Raw genomic sequence first — 14,677 nt, forward strand, 5'->3', positions numbered from 1 at the left:
GAGGACGGGCGGCCTCCGGGCAGGGAACAGCCCGTGGGCTGGACCCCTGACAGGGGCCCTGCCGCGAAGGACGAGGTCGCGGCTCCCACGGGCTGCGGTGACTGCCGGAGATTCGCTCGCCGCCCAGCCGGGTGGACCGGCAGGCCAGCGGGCGGATCAGCAATCCGTCCGACTGATCGGGCGACTAGCGGACAGTCACCTCACGCGTCCGAAGAGAATTCACTTCAGGACCACCTCCTCTCCCGTGTGTGAGACGACGCTACGACTGTCACCTGGGGGCAGTCCAGGGGTTTATCGGCCCACGCCGGCAGCCTCGGTCACTGCCTGCGGCCACGGCGCGCGAGGTGCTGCGCGTACGTGATCCGACCCTCCGCATGGTCCGACGTCAGGTGGCCCCCCGAGCGGAACGCGGAGGCCGTCTCGCCCGGGAACGGCACCGCCCACACCGCGCCGCGCCGGCCCAGCGCGTCGTTCCGCTGCCGCGCGATGTCGGCGATGTCGAGCACTTCGGGCCCGCCCAGGTCGGGGACCCGCCCCGACGGCCCGGCGCGCACGAGCTCCACCAGGCGCGCGGCGACCTCGCGCACGTCAATCGGCTGGTCGCTGGTGCGGGCCGGGACCACTGTCACCGGGCCGAGGGTCAGCGCCCCGAGCATCATGTCCACCAGGTCGTGGAACTGCGTCGCGCGCAGGATGGTCCAGGGCACGCCGCCGTGCTCGATGAGGTCCTCGACCTGCAGTTTCGTCTTGTAGTACGGGAAGGGCACCTGGTCGACGCCGACAATGGAGATGTAGACCAGATGCGGGACCTGCGCCGTGCGGGCCGCCATCAGCAGCCGGGCGGCCGCCTCGACGTCGCGGCCCTGGCGCGGGTCGGTCGCGCAGTGCACCACCGCCGAGACGCCAGCGAACGCGTCGTCCAGGCCCTCGCCGGTGAGCAGGTCGCCGAGGGCCCACTCGACCTCCGCCGGGACATGCGGGGACGGCGGCCGACGGCTGAGCACCCGCACCGGCAGGCCGGCGTCGAGCAGCGTGTGGACGACGGCGCGCCCGAGCGTTCCGGTGCCGCCGGTGACCAGGACGGGGTGTGAGTCGGCCATGAGCCCATCCTGGCCGGGCGGCGCCGACCCGACAATCGGGACGGCGCCGCCCGCCGGGCGCGCGGGTCAGGGACGCGCGACGAGGAACTGCGTGTACGCCGGGACGGTGAGGAACGTCGGGTACTCGTCTGCGAGCGCGACCTGCTGGAACAGGTCCGCCGCGTCGTCATACCTGTCGCCCTCGAAGCGCGCGAGCTCCGCGAGCACATCGCGCAGCACCTCGGTGACGTGGCCGCGCGTGACGACGGCCCCCTCGGCGGTGACAGTCCCCTGGTGCGCCCACTGCCAGATCTGCGAGCGGGAGATCTCGGCGGTGGCGGCGTCCTCCATGAGGTTGTCGATGGCCACGGCCCCCGATCCGCGCAGCCACGCCTCGAGGTACCGCAGCCCGACGGAGACGTTCCCCCGCAGCCCGGCGTCGGTCACGGCCCCCGGCTCGCCGCCCCCGGCCGACGTGATGTCGAGCAGCTCGGCGGCGGTGACGCGGACATCCTCGCGGAGCCGGTGGCGCTGGTCCGGACGCGAGCCGAGGGCCTCGTCGAAGACCGCGCGGGCGACGGGCACCAAGTCGGGGTGGGCCACCCACGTGCCGTCGTACCCCTGCCCGGCCTCACGCTCCTTGTCGGCGCGGACCTGCTCCAGCGCGCGCTCGGTGACCTCCGGGTCGCGGCGGTTGGGGATGAACGCCGACATGCCGCCGATGGCATGCGCCCCGCGCCGGTGGCACGTCGCGACGAGCAGCTCGGTGTAGGCGCGCATGAACGGGACGGTCATGGTGACCTTCGCGCGATCGGGCAGCACGAACCGGCTACCCCGGGACCGGAAGTTCTTGATGATGCTGAAGATGTAGTCCCACCGGCCGGCGTTGAGCCCCGCGCAGTGCTCGCGCAACTCGTAGAGGATCTCCTCCATCTCGAAGGCCGCCGTGATGGTCTCGATGAGCACCGTCGCGCGGATCGTGCCGCGCGGGATGTCGAGCCGGTCCTCGGTGAACAGGAACACTTCGTTCCACAGGCGCGCCTCGAGGTAGCCCTCGATCTTCGGCAGGTACAGGTACGGCCCGCGCCCGGCGTCGATGAGCGCCTGCGCGTTGTGGAACAGGTACAGCCCGGCGTCGACCAGGCTCGCCGACGCCGATGAGCGCTGCCCGGATCCGTCGGTGAGCTGCACGTGCCGCTCGGCGAGGTGCCAGCCACGCGGCCGCATGACGATGGTCGGCGTCGTCTCCCCCACCGTGTACTCGCGGCCGTCCTCAGCGGTGAAGTCCGCGCGGCCGCGGATCGCGTTCGCCAGGCTGAGCTGGCCGCCCACGATGTTCTCCCAGGTGGGCGACGTGGCGTCCTCCAGGTCGGCGAGCCACACCTTCGCGCCGGAGTTCAGCGCGTTGACGGTCATCTTGCGGTCGGTGGGGCCGGTGATCTCCACGCGGCGGTCCTCCAGGCCCGGGCCGGGGCCGGCGACGCGCCACGTCGGGTCATCGCGGATGTGCGCGGTCTCGGGCCGGAAGTCGGGGTCCAGGCCGTTGGCGAACCGCTCGCGCCGGCGCTGGCGGGCCAGCAGCAGGTCGTGGCGGGGCCCGGCGAACCGGGTGTGCAGCGCGGCGACGAAGTCGAGGGCCTCGGGCGTGAGGACCTGCTCGCCGCCCACCACTGCGGGTCCGGTGATCTCGAGCGTCGGGTTCGCGGCCGGGGCCAGGATGGTCATGACGTGCTCCTCTCGGGGGTCGTGCTCGGGCGTCGTGCGTGGGACGTTGTTGCTGGTCAGTGCGTCGCGTGGAACTGCGCGGCCTCGGTGGACCCGGCCAGCGCGAGCGTCGCGCTGTTCGGGTTGAGCGCCGTGGCGACCTTGTCGAAGTAGCCGGTGCCGACCTCGCGCTGGTGGCGGGTGGCGGTGTACCCGGCGGCCTCGGAGGCGAACTCGGCCTCCTGCAGCTCGACGTAGGCGGTCATGCCGTGCTCGGCGTAGCCGCGGGCCAGCGTGAACATCGAGTGGTTGAGCGCGTGGAAGCCGGCCAGGGTGATGAACTGGAACGCGTAGCCCAGGCCCGCGAGCTCCCTCTGGAATCGCGCGATCTGCGCGTCGTCCAGGGCCGCGCGCCAGTTGAAGGACGGCGAGCAGTTGTAGGCCAGCAGCTTGCCGGGGTGCGTGGCGTGGATCCGCTCGGCGAACTCGGCGGCGAGGCCGAGGTCCGGGGTGGACGTCTCGACCCAGATGAGGTCCGCGTAGTCGGCGTACGCCTCGGCGCGCGCGACGACGGCGTCCAGGCCGGGCCGCACCCGGTGGTAGCCCTCGACGGTGCGCTCCCCGGTGAGGAACTCGGCGTCGCGCGGATCGGCGTCGGAGGTGAGCAGATCGGCCGCGAGCGCGTCGGTGCGGGCGATGATGATCGTCGGGATGCCCGCGACGTCCGCGGCGAGGCGCGCGGCGGACAGGGTGCGCACGTGCTGGCTGGTGGGCACCAGCACCTTGCCGCCCAGGTGGCCGCACTTCTTCTCGGCGGCAAGCTGGTCCTCCCAGTGCACTCCCGCGGCGCCCGAGGCGATCATCGAGGCCATCAGCTCGTAGGCATTGAGCGGGCCGCCGAACCCGGCCTCGGCGTCTGCGACGATCGGCGCGAGCCACTCCCGGGTGCGCTGGCCACCGTTCTCGGAGGACTCGACCTGGTCGGCGCGCAGCAGCGCGTTGTTGATGCGGCGCACCACGGCGGGCACGGAGTTCGCCGGGTAGAGGCTCTGGTCCGGGTACGTCTGGCCGGAGAGGTTGGCGTCGGCGGCCACCTGCCAGCCGGACAGGTAGATCGCCTCGAGGCCGGCCTTGACCTGCTGGACGGCCTGGTTGCCGGTGAGGGCGCCCAGCGCGGGGACCCACTCGCGGCTGTGCAGCAGCTCCCACAGACGCTCGGCCCCCCTGCGGGCGAGCGTGTGCTCCTCGCGGACCGACCCGCGCAGCGTGATGACGTCCTGCGCGGTGTGGTCGCGGCAGATGCCGGCCCAGCGCGGGTCGGTGGCCCACTCCTGCTCCAGCTCGGCGGCCGTCTGGGTCTGGTCGCCCGGCGCAAGCGCGGCCGTGGCAGTGGTCCGTGTCGTCGTCGTCTCGGTGCTCACGATGCTCCTCCGGTGGATCTGTCGGGTGCCGATGACTCCACTTTCCGGGAAGGACAACCCCTCTTCACCGCCGGACGAAGCAGAAGAATCGGGATACTTCTGCTCGACAGAAGCAATGGCGTGCTGGGACGGTGGGGCGATGACGACGACGCCTCCGCAGGCCGCCGATGACGGGCTCGACACGCTCGTCCTGGGCCGTCGCATCCGCCATCTGCGCACCGCCCGAGGGCTCACCCTCGACGAGCTCGGCGCCGCCATCGGCCGCGCCGCGTCCCAGGTGTCCATGCTGGAGAACGGCCACCGCGAGCCGAAGCTGTCCCTGCTCCAGCAGGTCGCCACCGCGCTGGGCGTCCCGCTCGCCGAGCTGCTGCGCGACGAGCCGCCCACCCGCCGCGCCGCCCTCGAGGTCGAGCTCGAGCGCGCCCAACGCGGCCCGCTGTTCGCGTCGCTGCACGTGCCGACGGTCAAGGTCGGCCGGTCGCTGCCGAGCGACGCCCTCGAGGCGCTCGTCCGCCTGCAGGCCGAGGTGCAGCGCCTCCTCACCGAGAAGGCCGCCACCCCCGAGGAGGCCCGCCGCGCCAACGCCGAGCTGCGCGACACCATGCGCGCCCAGGACAACTACTTCCCCGACCTCGAGGAGCACGCGCGAGTGCTGCTGCGCGCCATCGACCATCAGGGCGGCCCGCTGTCACAGCGCGCCACCGCGGACATCGCCGCGCACCTGGGCTTCACGCTGCACTACGTCCACGACCTGCCGCACTCCACCCGGTCCGTGACTGACCTGGCGCACGGCCGCATCTACCTGCCGCACGGCCTTACCGCCACCAGCGACCCCCGGTCCACGCTGCTGCAGGCCCTGGCCAGCCACGTGCTGGGGCACACCGAGCCGCGCGACTACGGCGATTTCCTGCGCCAGCGGGTCGAGGCGAACTACCTGGCCGCCGCGCTGATGCTCCCCGAGGAGGGCGCCGTGGCACTGCTGCGCGAGGCCAAGGCGGAGCGGCGGGTCTCCATCGAGGACCTGCGGGACGCGTTCGCCGTCACCTACGAGACGGCCGCGCACCGGTTCACGAACCTCGCGACCCGCCACCTCGACGTGCCGGTGCACTTCATGAAGGTCCACGAGGGCGGCACGCTGCACAAGGCGTACGAGAACGACGGGGTGCGGTTCCCCTCCGACCCGCTCGGCGCCATCGAGGGGCAGCCCGTCTGCAAGCAGTGGACCGCCTGGACGGTGTTCACGATCCCCGACCGGTTCAGCCCGTATTACCAGTACACGGACACATCGTCGGGCACGTACTGGTGCACCTCACGCGTGCACGGCTCACCCGAGGGCGAGTACTCGGTGTCCGTCGGGGTGCCGTTCCAGCATGTGCGCTGGTTCCGGGGACGGGAGACGTCCGAGCGCGCGGTGTCGCGATGCCCCGACCCGGCATGCTGCCGGCAGCCGCCCGAGGCGCTGACGCTGCGCTGGGCCGACAAGTCCTGGCCGAGCGCGCGCCCGCACGCGAGCATGCTCGCCGCGCTCCCGTCCGGGGCGTTCCCCGGAGTGGACTCGACCGAGGTCTACTCGTTCCTCGACCGGCACGCGCCAGCCCCCCCCGCCGCCGCCGGCACCGCCTAGAAGCCCGCCCCGACGTAGGTGCCCAGGTTCCACGCGTTGCCCTCAGGGTCGAGGAACGTGAACCCCACGGCTCCGTACCCGGTGTCCGCGGGCGGCTGGCTGATCGTCCAGCCGGCGCCCGCCACCCGTCCGGCGACATCGGCCACCGTGGCCACCGGCGCCGCCAGGTAGGCGGTGGAGGTGCCAGGCCCGCCCACGTCACCCGACCACCGGCCATCCGCCTGATCGGTGCCGAGCATGATGCCGCCGCCATACGGCCACAGCAGCTCGGCGTGCTGCACGGGCCGATCCTTGTCGCCGCGCTCCACCACGCTGACCACGAACCCCACCACGTCCACGAGGTACGAGATCGCGGCCTCGGCGTCGCGATAGCTCAGGGTGGGCCACACACCAGGGGCGGGACGGAAGTCGTCGTCGTCGACAGGGCTCTCCGTCGCCTTCGCTTCTTCGCTCATGACACAGAGTGTGCCCCGTTTTGCGGCATTCGTCCTGCACGGAGTGGCCCTTGGTCCCACATCTCGGCGGGATGGCGCGGCGATGCTGGAAGACGCCCACCGATGGGCCCCGGTCAAGCCTCGGAGGAGAGCATGCCCCCCATGTCGACGCCACTCCCGATCGTCCCGCTGGGCCGACCCGGCGACGCTCCCGCCCGTTCGGGCTGCGGAGGCGGGGGCGGAGGGGGCCGAGGCCGTGGCGGCAAGGGCTGCGGCTGCGGCCAGCAGGGCCAGTCCGCCCAGCCCGAGGCAGCCGCCCATGAGCACGGCCAGCCCGACGCCGCCTCCGGCGAGATGGTGCTCGACGTCCGCAACATCCCGCTCGGCATCCGCGCCTCCACGGCACTCGCGGTGTTCGGCTCCGTGCCCGCCGACGGGAGCCTCGTCATCGTGACGTCCGGCGAGCCCATCAACCTGCTGCACCAGCTCGACACCGAGGCGCGGGGGGCGCTCGACGTGGAGTACCTCGACGACACCCCCGGCTCCTGGCGGGTGCGCGTCACCCGGCGGTAGGCGCTCTGTGACATGTGACGCGCCAGGTCTGGCCACGGTCGTCGTCGAGCGCGGCGCCGCCGAGCTGACGGTCAGCGGCCGAGCCGACACCGTGACCGGGTCGGCCGTCACCGAGCAGTCGGTCTTCCACGCCTGCTCCATGGCCAAGACCGTCACAGCGGTCGGGGTGCTCCGGCTCGCCCAGGCGGGGATGCTCGACCTCGACGCCGAGATCGACGCGTTCGCCCCCGTCGAGAACGACGGTTTCCCCTGCCCGACGATCCGTCAGCTGCTCGCGCACCGTGGCGGAGTGGTGGACCCGCCGGGCTCCTTCACGCCCCGACCACAGCCGGCGACGCCGCTGGCCGACATCTTGGCGGGCGCGAGCCCCGACCATGACGGGCCGATCCGGGTCTCTCGCGCCCCGGGTCAGGCCTTCGAGTACTCCGATGCCGGCTACTGCCTCCTGGAGGCGGTGATCGAGTCGGTCACAGGCGCCGCGTTCGCGCGGGCGATGGACGATCTGGTCATCCGGCCGCTCGGCCTGCGGAGCACTGCGTTCTGGGCTGGCGATGCGCCTGGCCCTTTCCAGGAGCCCGTGTCGGGCCATCATGCCGACGGGTCGCGTGTCGCGGGCAAGCGCATGCACTACGGCGGCCTGGCCGCCTCCGGCTTGTGGGCGACGCCGTCCGACCTCGCGCATCTGCTCGGCGACCTGGGACGCGCCTGGTCGGGGTCAGGCCCCTCCACCCTGCTGGAGCCCGAGTTCGCGGCCCAGATGCTCGCCTCGGACGAGCCCGGCGTCGGACTTGGGGTGTTCCTGGTCGGCGACCTCTCCACTCTGTGGGTGATGACCCAGGGGTGGGGCGTCGGCTTCCAGTGCCAGGCGCGTATCGATCCGCGCACCGGGAAGACGGTCCTGGTGATGATGAACGCCGACCCGGGCGTCCCGCAGGCAGAGTCAGCCGTCGGGGCGGCCATGCGTCGTCTCGCGGCGCCCTGACCGGCGCCGTGCGAGCCGCTCGAGCGGGTCGGAGAGGAAGAGCAGGAACAGCCAGAACAGGCCCACGGCGGGCGCGACGACCACGAGCACGAGCGCGATCAGCAACAGCACGAGCGCCAGGGCGGCTCCACGGACCTCGAGCGTGCCGCGGACCTCGGCGCGCTGGAGCTGGGGGTCACGCACGGCCAGCCACTCGATGAGCAGCAGGCTGCCGGTGGTGACGATCATGGTGGAGATGTACAGGGCGTTGACCGCGGGGTCATTCGTGCCCTGCTCGGCCAGGAGCTGCGTGGTGAACGGGATGAGCACGATGCTCGCGAGCCACAGGAAGTTGGCCCACAGCATCGCCCGCGAGTAGTCGCTCAGGTGCTCGAAGACCCGGTGGTGCCCCTCCCAGAAGTTCGCGATGACGACGTAGCTGATGGCGAACGCCAAGAAGGTCTGGCCGCCGTCATTCAGGAGCGAGGAGACCGAGTGCTCCGAGCCGTCCGTGAGCAGGTCGACGAGCGGCAGCACGAGCAGCGTGATCGCGATCGCGACGGCTGCGTCGGAAAAGTTGACGAGCCGGTCCAGGCCTCGTTCCGTGCGGATCACCGCCATCGACGCCCCCCTGCATCGGTCCCAGCCTAGAAACGGGTTGGCCGTCCGGCGAGGGCTCCACCGAGCTCGGTTGAGCGGACTAGATAGACAGCCAGACTAGATAGCCCTACTGTCTAGCGCGTGTCCACGTCTCCCTGGCCCAGCGAATGGCTGCGCGGCGCTCTCGAGGTATGCGTGCTCGCCGTGCTCTCCGAGGGACCCACCTACGGCTACGCGATCACCGCGCGGCTCGAGGCGCTCGGGCTCGGCACCGTCAAGGGCGGGACGCTCTACCCGCTGCTCGCGCGCCTCGAACAGGCCGGCCACGTCAGCGTCGAATGGCGCGCCGGCGAAGGCGGCCCGGGCCGCAAGTACTTCGAGCTGACCGAGGCGGGAAGGCTCGCCCGAGCGGAGCAGGCCGAGCACTGGCGCGCGTTCACCGCCCTGACCACCGCCATCACCTCGGGCGCCGCCACGAACGAGACGACCCCGGACCGAGAGGACACACCGTGACCGCGCAGCAGCTCGTTCCGCGCCAGTGGCGAGACGACTTCATCCTGACCCTGCGGCACAGGGACGCCACCGGGGCGCAGATCGGCGACGCGCTCGCTCAGGTGGAGTCCTACTGCGCCGAGTCGAACGAGACCGCCGGCGAGGCATTCGGCGACGCCCGCGAGTACGCGCAGTCCCTCCCGTTCCCGCCCTCCACCGAGTCCGGGACGAACATGTCCCGGGCACAACTGCTGCGACTCGGCGCCTCGCTGGCCGGGATGCTGGTGACGATCACCGCGGCATCCGGCTGGGCGTCGGGCACGAACCCCAGCCTCACGCTCGGGCTCGCGGTCAGCATCCCCCTCGTGCTGGGGCTCGCGGCGGCGATCGTCCGCATGGTCGACGCGCCGCACCGCTCCACCTGGCGCTTGGCAGCCACGCTCATGGCGGCGTTCGCGGCGGTGGGCGCGGCCCAGATCGCCCTCGACCAGACGCTCGTGACCGTGCCCGCGGCGCCGCTGCTCGCCGCCGGCCTAGCGCTGCTCCTGACGCCGCCCTGCTGGGAGGCCATCCGAGGTGGGCGCGTCGAGCCCGACGTGATCACGGGCCCCTTCGACGACCCTGAGGACGTGCGCCGCAGGAATGCCCGCGCCGCCGCGCTGATCCCGTGGATCCTGCCGGCGATGACCGTTCCCGCAGTCGCGATGGCCCTGGTCGTCGCCACGCTCGGCTGACTAGCCGCCCCCGCAGGTCATGCGGAGAGGCCGCTGACGTGGTCGAGGAGCGCGATGAAGTCGTCGACGGCCCACGCGGCTCGGCCGACGAAGAGCCCGTCGACAGCGGGCACCTTCAAGGTCTGCGCGGCGTTGCCCAAGGTCACAGACCCGCCGTAGAGCAGCCCCTCGACGGCTGATCCGAACTCTGCGCGCAGGGCCGCGAAGACCTCGGCGATGTCCTCTGGCCTGGCGGACCGGCCGCCGGCCCCGATGGCCCACACCGGCTCATACGCGATGAGCACCTGGGACGGGTCCCCGACACCGGCGAGCGCGGCGCGGGCCTGGCGTCGGACATGTTCGACAGAACCGCCCGAGCGGAAGACCTGGTCGGACTCTCCAACGCACACCAACGGGCGCACGCCGTGCCGCAGCGCCGCGCGCACCTTGAGGTTGACGGTGTGGTCCGTCTCGCCGAAGTGCTCACGCCGTTCCGAATGGCCGATCTCGACCAGTCGGGCCCCCGCGTCCGCGACCTGCGGGACAGAGAGCTCCCCGGTCCACGCCCCGGCGTCCTCCCAATGCGCGTTCTGGGCGCCGAGAAGCACCTGGCTCTGATGGCCGAGCGTGTCACGCACCGCCGCGAGCGCGGTGGCCGGAGGGATGATGAACGGCTGGGTCCCCGCCCACCGCGACGAGTCCACAGCCGCGAGCGCCCGCGCGTAGGCGACCGACTCGGCCAGGGTCTTCGTCATCTTCCAACTCGTGCCCACCCACGTGGCGCCCGCCGCCACCTCAGCGCTTCCGATCGGCGTCGTAGGAGTCGATCGCCGCGACCTTGTCCGCGGACCGCGACGTGCTGTCGAAGACGTGCCCGAGCCACTCACCGGCGAGTTTGCGCGCCAGTTCGAGCCCGATCACCCGCTGTCCGAAGGTGAGCACCTGCGCATTGTTGGACAGCACGGAACGCTCGACCGAGTAGGAGTCATGCGCGGTGACGGCGCGGATCCCGGCGACCTTGTTCGCGGCGATCGCCACGCCGAGCCCGGTCCCGCACACGAGCAGCGCGCGGTCAGCCTCGCCTGCCGCGACAACGCGGGCGGCTCGCACGGCGACGTGCGGGTAGTCGGTGTCGGCGTGGGCGTCCACCCCGACGTCGAGGACTTCAGTGACTCGCGGATCGGCCTCGAGGTCCTTCTTGAGGGCTTCCTTGTACTCGAACCCCGCACTGTCCGAGCCGACGACGATGCGGAAGGTCATGGCAGTTCTCCTGTGGGTGAGTCGATGGTGAGGGCCTCGCCGATGGCTGACATGAGCAGCGCGAAGGAGGTCGCGCCCGGATCGGGGTGGCCCAGGCTGCTTGTCCCGTGGGTGCGGGCACGGCCTCGGCGTGCGGCGAGATCCGCTGTGGCCTGCGCGGCCTGGGTGGCCGAGGAGGCGGCGGCGCACCACGCGTGCGGCAGGTGGACGCCGGCCCGATGCGCTGCCTCGAGGCCCTCCACGAAGGGGAGCAGGGCGTCGACCATGGTCTTGTCGCCCCGGACGGCGCCACCCAGGCGAGTGACTGCCTGCCCGCCGGCACGGGTCGCTGCGACGACCCGCGCGCTGCTCGCCGCCGCGCTGTCATCCAGGGCTCCCCCCACGGCGGTCAACGCCGCGCCCCAGAGGGCGCCGGAGGTCCCACCCGCGGCATCCGACCAACCCGCGCCGGCCTCGATCAGCACCGTGCGGGCCCCTGCGCCGGCCGCGTGGGCCCGTCGCGCCGCGCGCAGGCCGCCGTTGGCCCCGAGGACCATCCCTTGGCCGTGGTCGCCGTCCCCTGCGATGGAGTCCAGGGCGCCGAGCTGTTCCTCATGCGCCAGGGCGCACTGCGCCATGACCTCGAGGAGGCCGACGAGTCGACCTGCCCACTCGTGCGACTCGCTCGTTCCCGGCACGGTCGCCGCGTCGGCAGCCTGCTCCACGAGCTCCCGCCGCCGCGGCTCCTGTGCGGCGACGCGACGGAGCGCCGGGGTGTCCGCCGGCGCGGTCCACCATCGCTCGAGCTCGTCGTCCAGGAACATGAGCGACAGGGACAGCCCTGCCATGTCGAGGCTGGTGACGTGCTCCCCCACCTCGGGCGCCACGACTGTCAGCCCAGCCTGTGCGAGCCGTTCGACGACTCGGCCGAAGACGACGAAGAGCTCTTCGTGCTTGGTGGCCCCCAGACCGTTGAGCAGCAACGCGACCCGCCCGTGATAGCCGCCCTCCGCCCGCGGCGGCTCCTCGGCGAGCACGGCGTCGACGAGGAGGTCCGCGGTCGCGTCCGCGGTGCCGAGCGGCACGTCGCGGATCCCGGGCTCGCCGTGGATGCCCAGCCCGAGGGCCGTGACGTCCGACGGCACGGTGAACAGGGGCGCCGTCGCGCCGGGCAAGGTGCAGCCCGAGAAGGCCGCCCCCATCGAACGGGTCCGCTCGTTCGCGCGTCGTGCAGCCTGCTCCACGGCATCGAGGTCGAGGCCGTCCGCCGCGGCAGCGCCCGCGACTTTGAAGACCAAGAGGTCGCCGGCGATCCCCCTGCGAAGCCCTGTCATGTCGGCGGGAGCCGACGCGACGTCGTCGGTGACGGGCAGGACGCGCACATCGATCCCCTCGGCCCGCAGCCGTTCGGCGGCCTGCCCGAAGTGCAGCACGTCGCCCGCATAGTTACCGAACCCGAGCAGGACGCCACCGCCGTTATCCGCCGCGCGCACCACCGAGTAGACCTGCGAGGCGGACGGCGACGCAAAGACGTTGCCGCAGACGGCGCCGTGCGCCATGCCCTCTCCCACCCAGCCCGCGAAGGCTGGATAGTGCCCGGAGCCGCCACCCAGGACGATGGCGACCTGTCCCTGGTCTCCGGCGCTCGCCCGGACGACCCCGCCCGGCGTGGCCATGACCCTGTCGGCGTGTGCCGCGACGAAGCCGTGCAACGCGTCCGCCGCGAACCGCCGTGGATCGTTGACCAGCCGCGTCATCTCAACGCTCCAGCTTGGCCCGCAGGATGCGGCGCAGGTACTCACGGTTGGTGGCAGCCACGCTCAGGCCATCGCCCCCGTAGTGCTCGACGCACAACGGGCCGCGGAAGCCCGCGTCGAGCGCCATCGCGATGGCCGTGCGGTAGTCGATGAACCCCTGCTCGAGCGGGGCGGGGGCGGAGAAGTACGCGCCGGTGGCCGGATCGTGGTCGCGCAGGTAGTTCTTCACCTGCCAGTAGTTGGTGTGCGGCAGCACCCGCTCGAGCATCGTGCGCCAGTCCTCCACAGGACGGTGCAGGCGGACGATGTTCGCGATGTCGGGGCACAGGCCCACGTTCGCCAGACCGATCTCGCGGACAAGGTCGACGGCGCCCTGGGAAGTCCCCAGATAGGTGCCCTCGTACATCTCGAGCGACACCTCGACGCCGGCCTGTGCGGCGTGCTCGCCGATCCGCGCGAACCGTTCGACCGCCAGGTCGCGCACGGCGGGGTCGTCGGGGTCCTCGGCGCCGGGCACGAGCCAGAACCAGTGGGCGTCCTTCTGCGCGGGGGTCAAGGGCTGATGCAGGCCCAGGCACAGGGTGCCGACTCCCAGCTCCGCCGCCGCGTCCACCGTGCGCAGGGCGTACTCGACGTTGCGTGCCGCGACCTCGGGATCGGGGTCGATGACGCTTTGCCGTGTCACCGAGATCGCACTGAACGCCAGGCCCTGGTCCGCTGCCACAGCGGTGAGGTCGCGCAGCCCCGCGGGAGGCAGGTCGCCCGGACGCACCCATGAGTCGGTCAGGTCGACATGCTCGAAGCCGGCCAGGGCCACCTCGCGCAGTGCGGGACGCCATGCCGATGGCCCGGCGTCGGTGACGCGGGACCCGTCGGGCATCACGCCCGGGAACTGCAGCATGGCGGCTCCCACCGGCCAACTCATCGCGTCGTAGGGCGGGGTCTGGGCAGACTCAGGTTGGGACGTCATCGTGCTCTCCTGGGGTGGGTTTCTGGGTCGGTCAGGCGACTGGGGAGGGGCCAAGGTCGTGCAGCAGCGCAGCCATGCGCGCGTAGGCCTCGCTGCGATACGCGACGAGGGCCTCGACCTCCTCGGGCGTGTAGTCACGGGTCAGGCCAGCGCCGTTCTTGGTCCCGTGCCGACCGGCGTCGACGGTCGTCCGCAAGAGCCCCGGGATCGCCATGCGGGGGCCGAAGGCCTCCTCGAACGTCGCGAAGCCGTTCGCGTAGACGTCCAGGCCCGCCATGTCGGCGATCGCGAAGGGCCCGAAGAACGGCAGCCGGAAGCCGAAGGTGGACCGGACGATCGTGTCGACGTCCCCCGGCGTTGCGACGCCCTCCTCGACGATCGACATCGCTTCCTTGAGGAGCACGTACTGGAGCCTGTTGAGGACGAACCCGGGGACGTCCGCCACCTGGGCGCTCTGCCGTCCCGCTCGCGTGAGCATGTCCTTGACCAGCGGGATGACCGCCGGGTCGGTGTCGGCGCCCGCGACGATCTCGATGCCCGGGATGAATGGCGCGGGGTTGCTCCAGTGCACCGTGAGGAAGCGCTCCGGACGGCTCACCGCCACGGCCATCACGCTCACCGGGATGGTCGAGGTGTTGCTGCCGATGATCGCGTCGGGCCGGGCGGCGGCAGCGATCCTGGCCAACACCTCGTGCTTGACGGTCGGCACCTCGCTCACGGCCTCTTCGATGAAGTCCACTCCGGCGACGGCGTCCTCGATGGAGTCGGCGGCGCGGAGGTTGCGCCGCACCTCGGCCGCGCTCCCAGGGGCGAACAGCCCTTGGGCCTCGAACTGCTCCGCCTCGCCCAGGATCCTGTCCAAGTGCGTGCGAGCAACCTCCGCCGACACGTCAGCGATCGTCACCTCGAACCCGCTCTGGGCCAGGGAATGGGCGATGCCGCCGCCCATGTACCCCGCGCCGACCACCGCAACCGTGCGAATCTGCTCGATCATGATCTGTTGCCAGCTCCTTGTGCTGTGGGACTTCGGATCAGCGCCCGCTCAGGGCGTGACGGGATGGCCCGACGGCGTGGATCGCCTTCGGTTCAGGGGGTGAGTGCGAGCCCGCC

15 protein-coding genes are annotated in these 14,677 nt (G+C 72.0%); 5 read left to right on the forward strand and 10 right to left on the reverse strand.

Features of this window, described 5'->3' with window-relative positions; translation table 11 throughout:
- Positions 1 to 317 precede the first annotated feature (317 nt).
- From BN3788_RS06100 to aceA, 3 genes are all read right to left on the reverse strand, one after another.
- On the reverse strand, positions 318 to 1,100 hold the full coding sequence (locus BN3788_RS06100; protein WP_066583092.1) for an SDR family oxidoreductase: 783 nt from the start codon (positions 1,098 to 1,100) through the stop codon (positions 318 to 320).
- A 66-nt stretch (positions 1,101 to 1,166) separates the two neighbouring features.
- Positions 1,167 to 2,804: a malate synthase A gene (gene aceB, locus BN3788_RS06105; protein WP_066583095.1), complete on the reverse strand. Its 1,638-nt coding sequence runs from the start codon at positions 2,802 to 2,804 to the stop codon at positions 1,167 to 1,169.
- A gap of 56 nt (positions 2,805 to 2,860) precedes the next feature.
- Entirely contained in the window at positions 2,861 to 4,204 is a 1,344-nt protein-coding gene (aceA, locus tag BN3788_RS06110) for an isocitrate lyase (RefSeq protein WP_066583096.1), read from the reverse strand.
- A gap of 139 nt (positions 4,205 to 4,343) precedes the next feature.
- Between aceA and BN3788_RS06115 the strand changes: the two genes are divergently transcribed.
- Entirely contained in the window at positions 4,344 to 5,828 is a 1,485-nt protein-coding gene (locus BN3788_RS06115) for an XRE family transcriptional regulator (RefSeq protein ID WP_066583097.1), read from the forward strand.
- Here BN3788_RS06115 and BN3788_RS06120 read toward each other — a convergent pair.
- The gene (locus BN3788_RS06120) at positions 5,825 to 6,283 is read right to left on the reverse strand and encodes a VOC family protein (RefSeq protein ID WP_199824745.1); all 459 of its coding nucleotides are present in this window, start codon (positions 6,281 to 6,283) and stop codon (positions 5,825 to 5,827) included. The genes BN3788_RS06115 and BN3788_RS06120 overlap by 4 nt on opposite strands.
- Before the next feature lie 141 nt (positions 6,284 to 6,424).
- Here BN3788_RS06120 and BN3788_RS06125 point away from each other — a divergent pair, with 141 nt between their 5' ends.
- Positions 6,425 to 6,835, forward strand: a complete 411-nt coding sequence (locus BN3788_RS06125; protein ID WP_066583098.1) for a DUF2249 domain-containing protein — start codon at positions 6,425 to 6,427, stop codon at positions 6,833 to 6,835.
- Between the two features lie 7 nt (positions 6,836 to 6,842).
- Positions 6,843 to 7,817: a serine hydrolase domain-containing protein gene (locus tag BN3788_RS06130; RefSeq protein WP_066583099.1), complete on the forward strand. Its 975-nt coding sequence runs from the start codon at positions 6,843 to 6,845 to the stop codon at positions 7,815 to 7,817.
- Here BN3788_RS06130 and BN3788_RS06135 read toward each other — a convergent pair.
- On the reverse strand, positions 7,776 to 8,417 hold the full coding sequence (locus BN3788_RS06135; protein ID WP_066583100.1) for a TMEM175 family protein: 642 nt from the start codon (positions 8,415 to 8,417) through the stop codon (positions 7,776 to 7,778). The two genes, BN3788_RS06130 and BN3788_RS06135, sit on opposite strands and share 42 nt — an antisense overlap.
- A 120-nt stretch (positions 8,418 to 8,537) precedes the next feature.
- On the opposite strand from BN3788_RS06135, the gene BN3788_RS06140 reads away from it, so the two are divergent.
- Together BN3788_RS06140 and BN3788_RS06145 are read left to right on the forward strand one after the other, a co-directional pair.
- Positions 8,538 to 8,909 (forward strand): PadR family transcriptional regulator, encoded by a 372-nt coding sequence (locus tag BN3788_RS06140; RefSeq protein WP_066583102.1) that lies wholly within the window; start codon positions 8,538 to 8,540, stop codon positions 8,907 to 8,909.
- Positions 8,906 to 9,622: a hypothetical protein gene (locus tag BN3788_RS06145; RefSeq protein ID WP_066583104.1), complete on the forward strand. Its 717-nt coding sequence runs from the start codon at positions 8,906 to 8,908 to the stop codon at positions 9,620 to 9,622. The genes BN3788_RS06140 and BN3788_RS06145 overlap by 4 nt, the downstream gene beginning before the upstream one ends.
- A 17-nt stretch (positions 9,623 to 9,639) precedes the next feature.
- Here BN3788_RS06145 and BN3788_RS06150 read toward each other — a convergent pair whose 3' ends face one another.
- Genes BN3788_RS06150 through BN3788_RS06170 form a run of 5 tightly spaced genes read right to left on the reverse strand, consistent with a single transcriptional unit; the run spans position 9,640 to position 14,561 of the window.
- Positions 9,640 to 10,395 carry a triose-phosphate isomerase gene (locus BN3788_RS06150; RefSeq protein WP_315969743.1) on the reverse strand — a complete coding sequence of 252 codons (756 nt, stop codon included), beginning with the start codon at positions 10,393 to 10,395 and terminating at the stop codon, positions 9,640 to 9,642.
- Between the two features lies 1 nt (position 10,396).
- Positions 10,397 to 10,861, reverse strand: coding sequence for a ribose-5-phosphate isomerase (locus tag BN3788_RS06155; RefSeq protein WP_066583107.1), 465 nt, complete (start codon positions 10,859 to 10,861; stop codon positions 10,397 to 10,399).
- A complete protein-coding gene (locus tag BN3788_RS06160; RefSeq protein WP_066583109.1) occupies positions 10,858 to 12,597 on the reverse strand; it encodes a dihydroxyacetone kinase family protein in 1,740 nt (579 codons plus the stop codon). The genes BN3788_RS06155 and BN3788_RS06160 overlap by 4 nt, the downstream gene beginning before the upstream one ends.
- A 1-nt stretch (position 12,598) precedes the next feature.
- Positions 12,599 to 13,567 carry a sugar phosphate isomerase/epimerase family protein gene (locus BN3788_RS06165; protein ID WP_066583112.1) on the reverse strand — a complete coding sequence of 323 codons (969 nt, stop codon included), beginning with the start codon at positions 13,565 to 13,567 and terminating at the stop codon, positions 12,599 to 12,601.
- Positions 13,568 to 13,598: 31 nt separating this feature from the next.
- A complete protein-coding gene (locus BN3788_RS06170) occupies positions 13,599 to 14,561 on the reverse strand; it encodes a 3-hydroxyacyl-CoA dehydrogenase family protein (protein ID WP_108723793.1) in 963 nt (320 codons plus the stop codon).
- Positions 14,562 to 14,677: the final 116 nt, after the last annotated feature.

Origin of the sequence: Cellulomonas timonensis, assembly GCF_900046455.1 — a bacterium.
GTDB lineage: Bacteria > Actinomycetota > Actinomycetes > Actinomycetales > Cellulomonadaceae > Cellulomonas_A > Cellulomonas_A timonensis.

What these genes read in the sequence shown, in the direction of transcription:
- BN3788_RS06100 (WP_066583092.1), bottom strand. Translation starts at nt 1,100, where the DNA reads ATGGCCGACTCACACCCCGTCCTGGTCACCGGCGGCACCGGAACGCTC.
- aceB (WP_066583095.1), bottom strand. Translation starts at nt 2,804, where the DNA reads ATGACCATCCTGGCCCCGGCCGCGAACCCGACGCTCGAGATCACCGGA.
- BN3788_RS06115 (WP_066583097.1), top strand. Translation starts at nt 4,344, where the DNA reads ATGACGACGACGCCTCCGCAGGCCGCCGATGACGGGCTCGACACGCTC.
- BN3788_RS06120 (WP_199824745.1), bottom strand. Translation starts at nt 6,283, where the DNA reads ATGAGCGAAGAAGCGAAGGCGACGGAGAGCCCTGTCGACGACGACGAC.
- BN3788_RS06125 (WP_066583098.1), top strand. Translation starts at nt 6,425, where the DNA reads ATGTCGACGCCACTCCCGATCGTCCCGCTGGGCCGACCCGGCGACGCT.
- BN3788_RS06135 (WP_066583100.1), bottom strand. Translation starts at nt 8,417, where the DNA reads ATGGCGGTGATCCGCACGGAACGAGGCCTGGACCGGCTCGTCAACTTT.
- BN3788_RS06155 (WP_066583107.1), bottom strand. Translation starts at nt 10,861, where the DNA reads ATGACCTTCCGCATCGTCGTCGGCTCGGACAGTGCGGGGTTCGAGTAC.
- BN3788_RS06160 (WP_066583109.1), bottom strand. Translation starts at nt 12,597, where the DNA reads ATGACGCGGCTGGTCAACGATCCACGGCGGTTCGCGGCGGACGCGTTG.
- BN3788_RS06165 (WP_066583112.1), bottom strand. Translation starts at nt 13,567, where the DNA reads ATGACGTCCCAACCTGAGTCTGCCCAGACCCCGCCCTACGACGCGATG.
- BN3788_RS06170 (WP_108723793.1), bottom strand. Translation starts at nt 14,561, where the DNA reads ATGATCGAGCAGATTCGCACGGTTGCGGTGGTCGGCGCGGGGTACATG.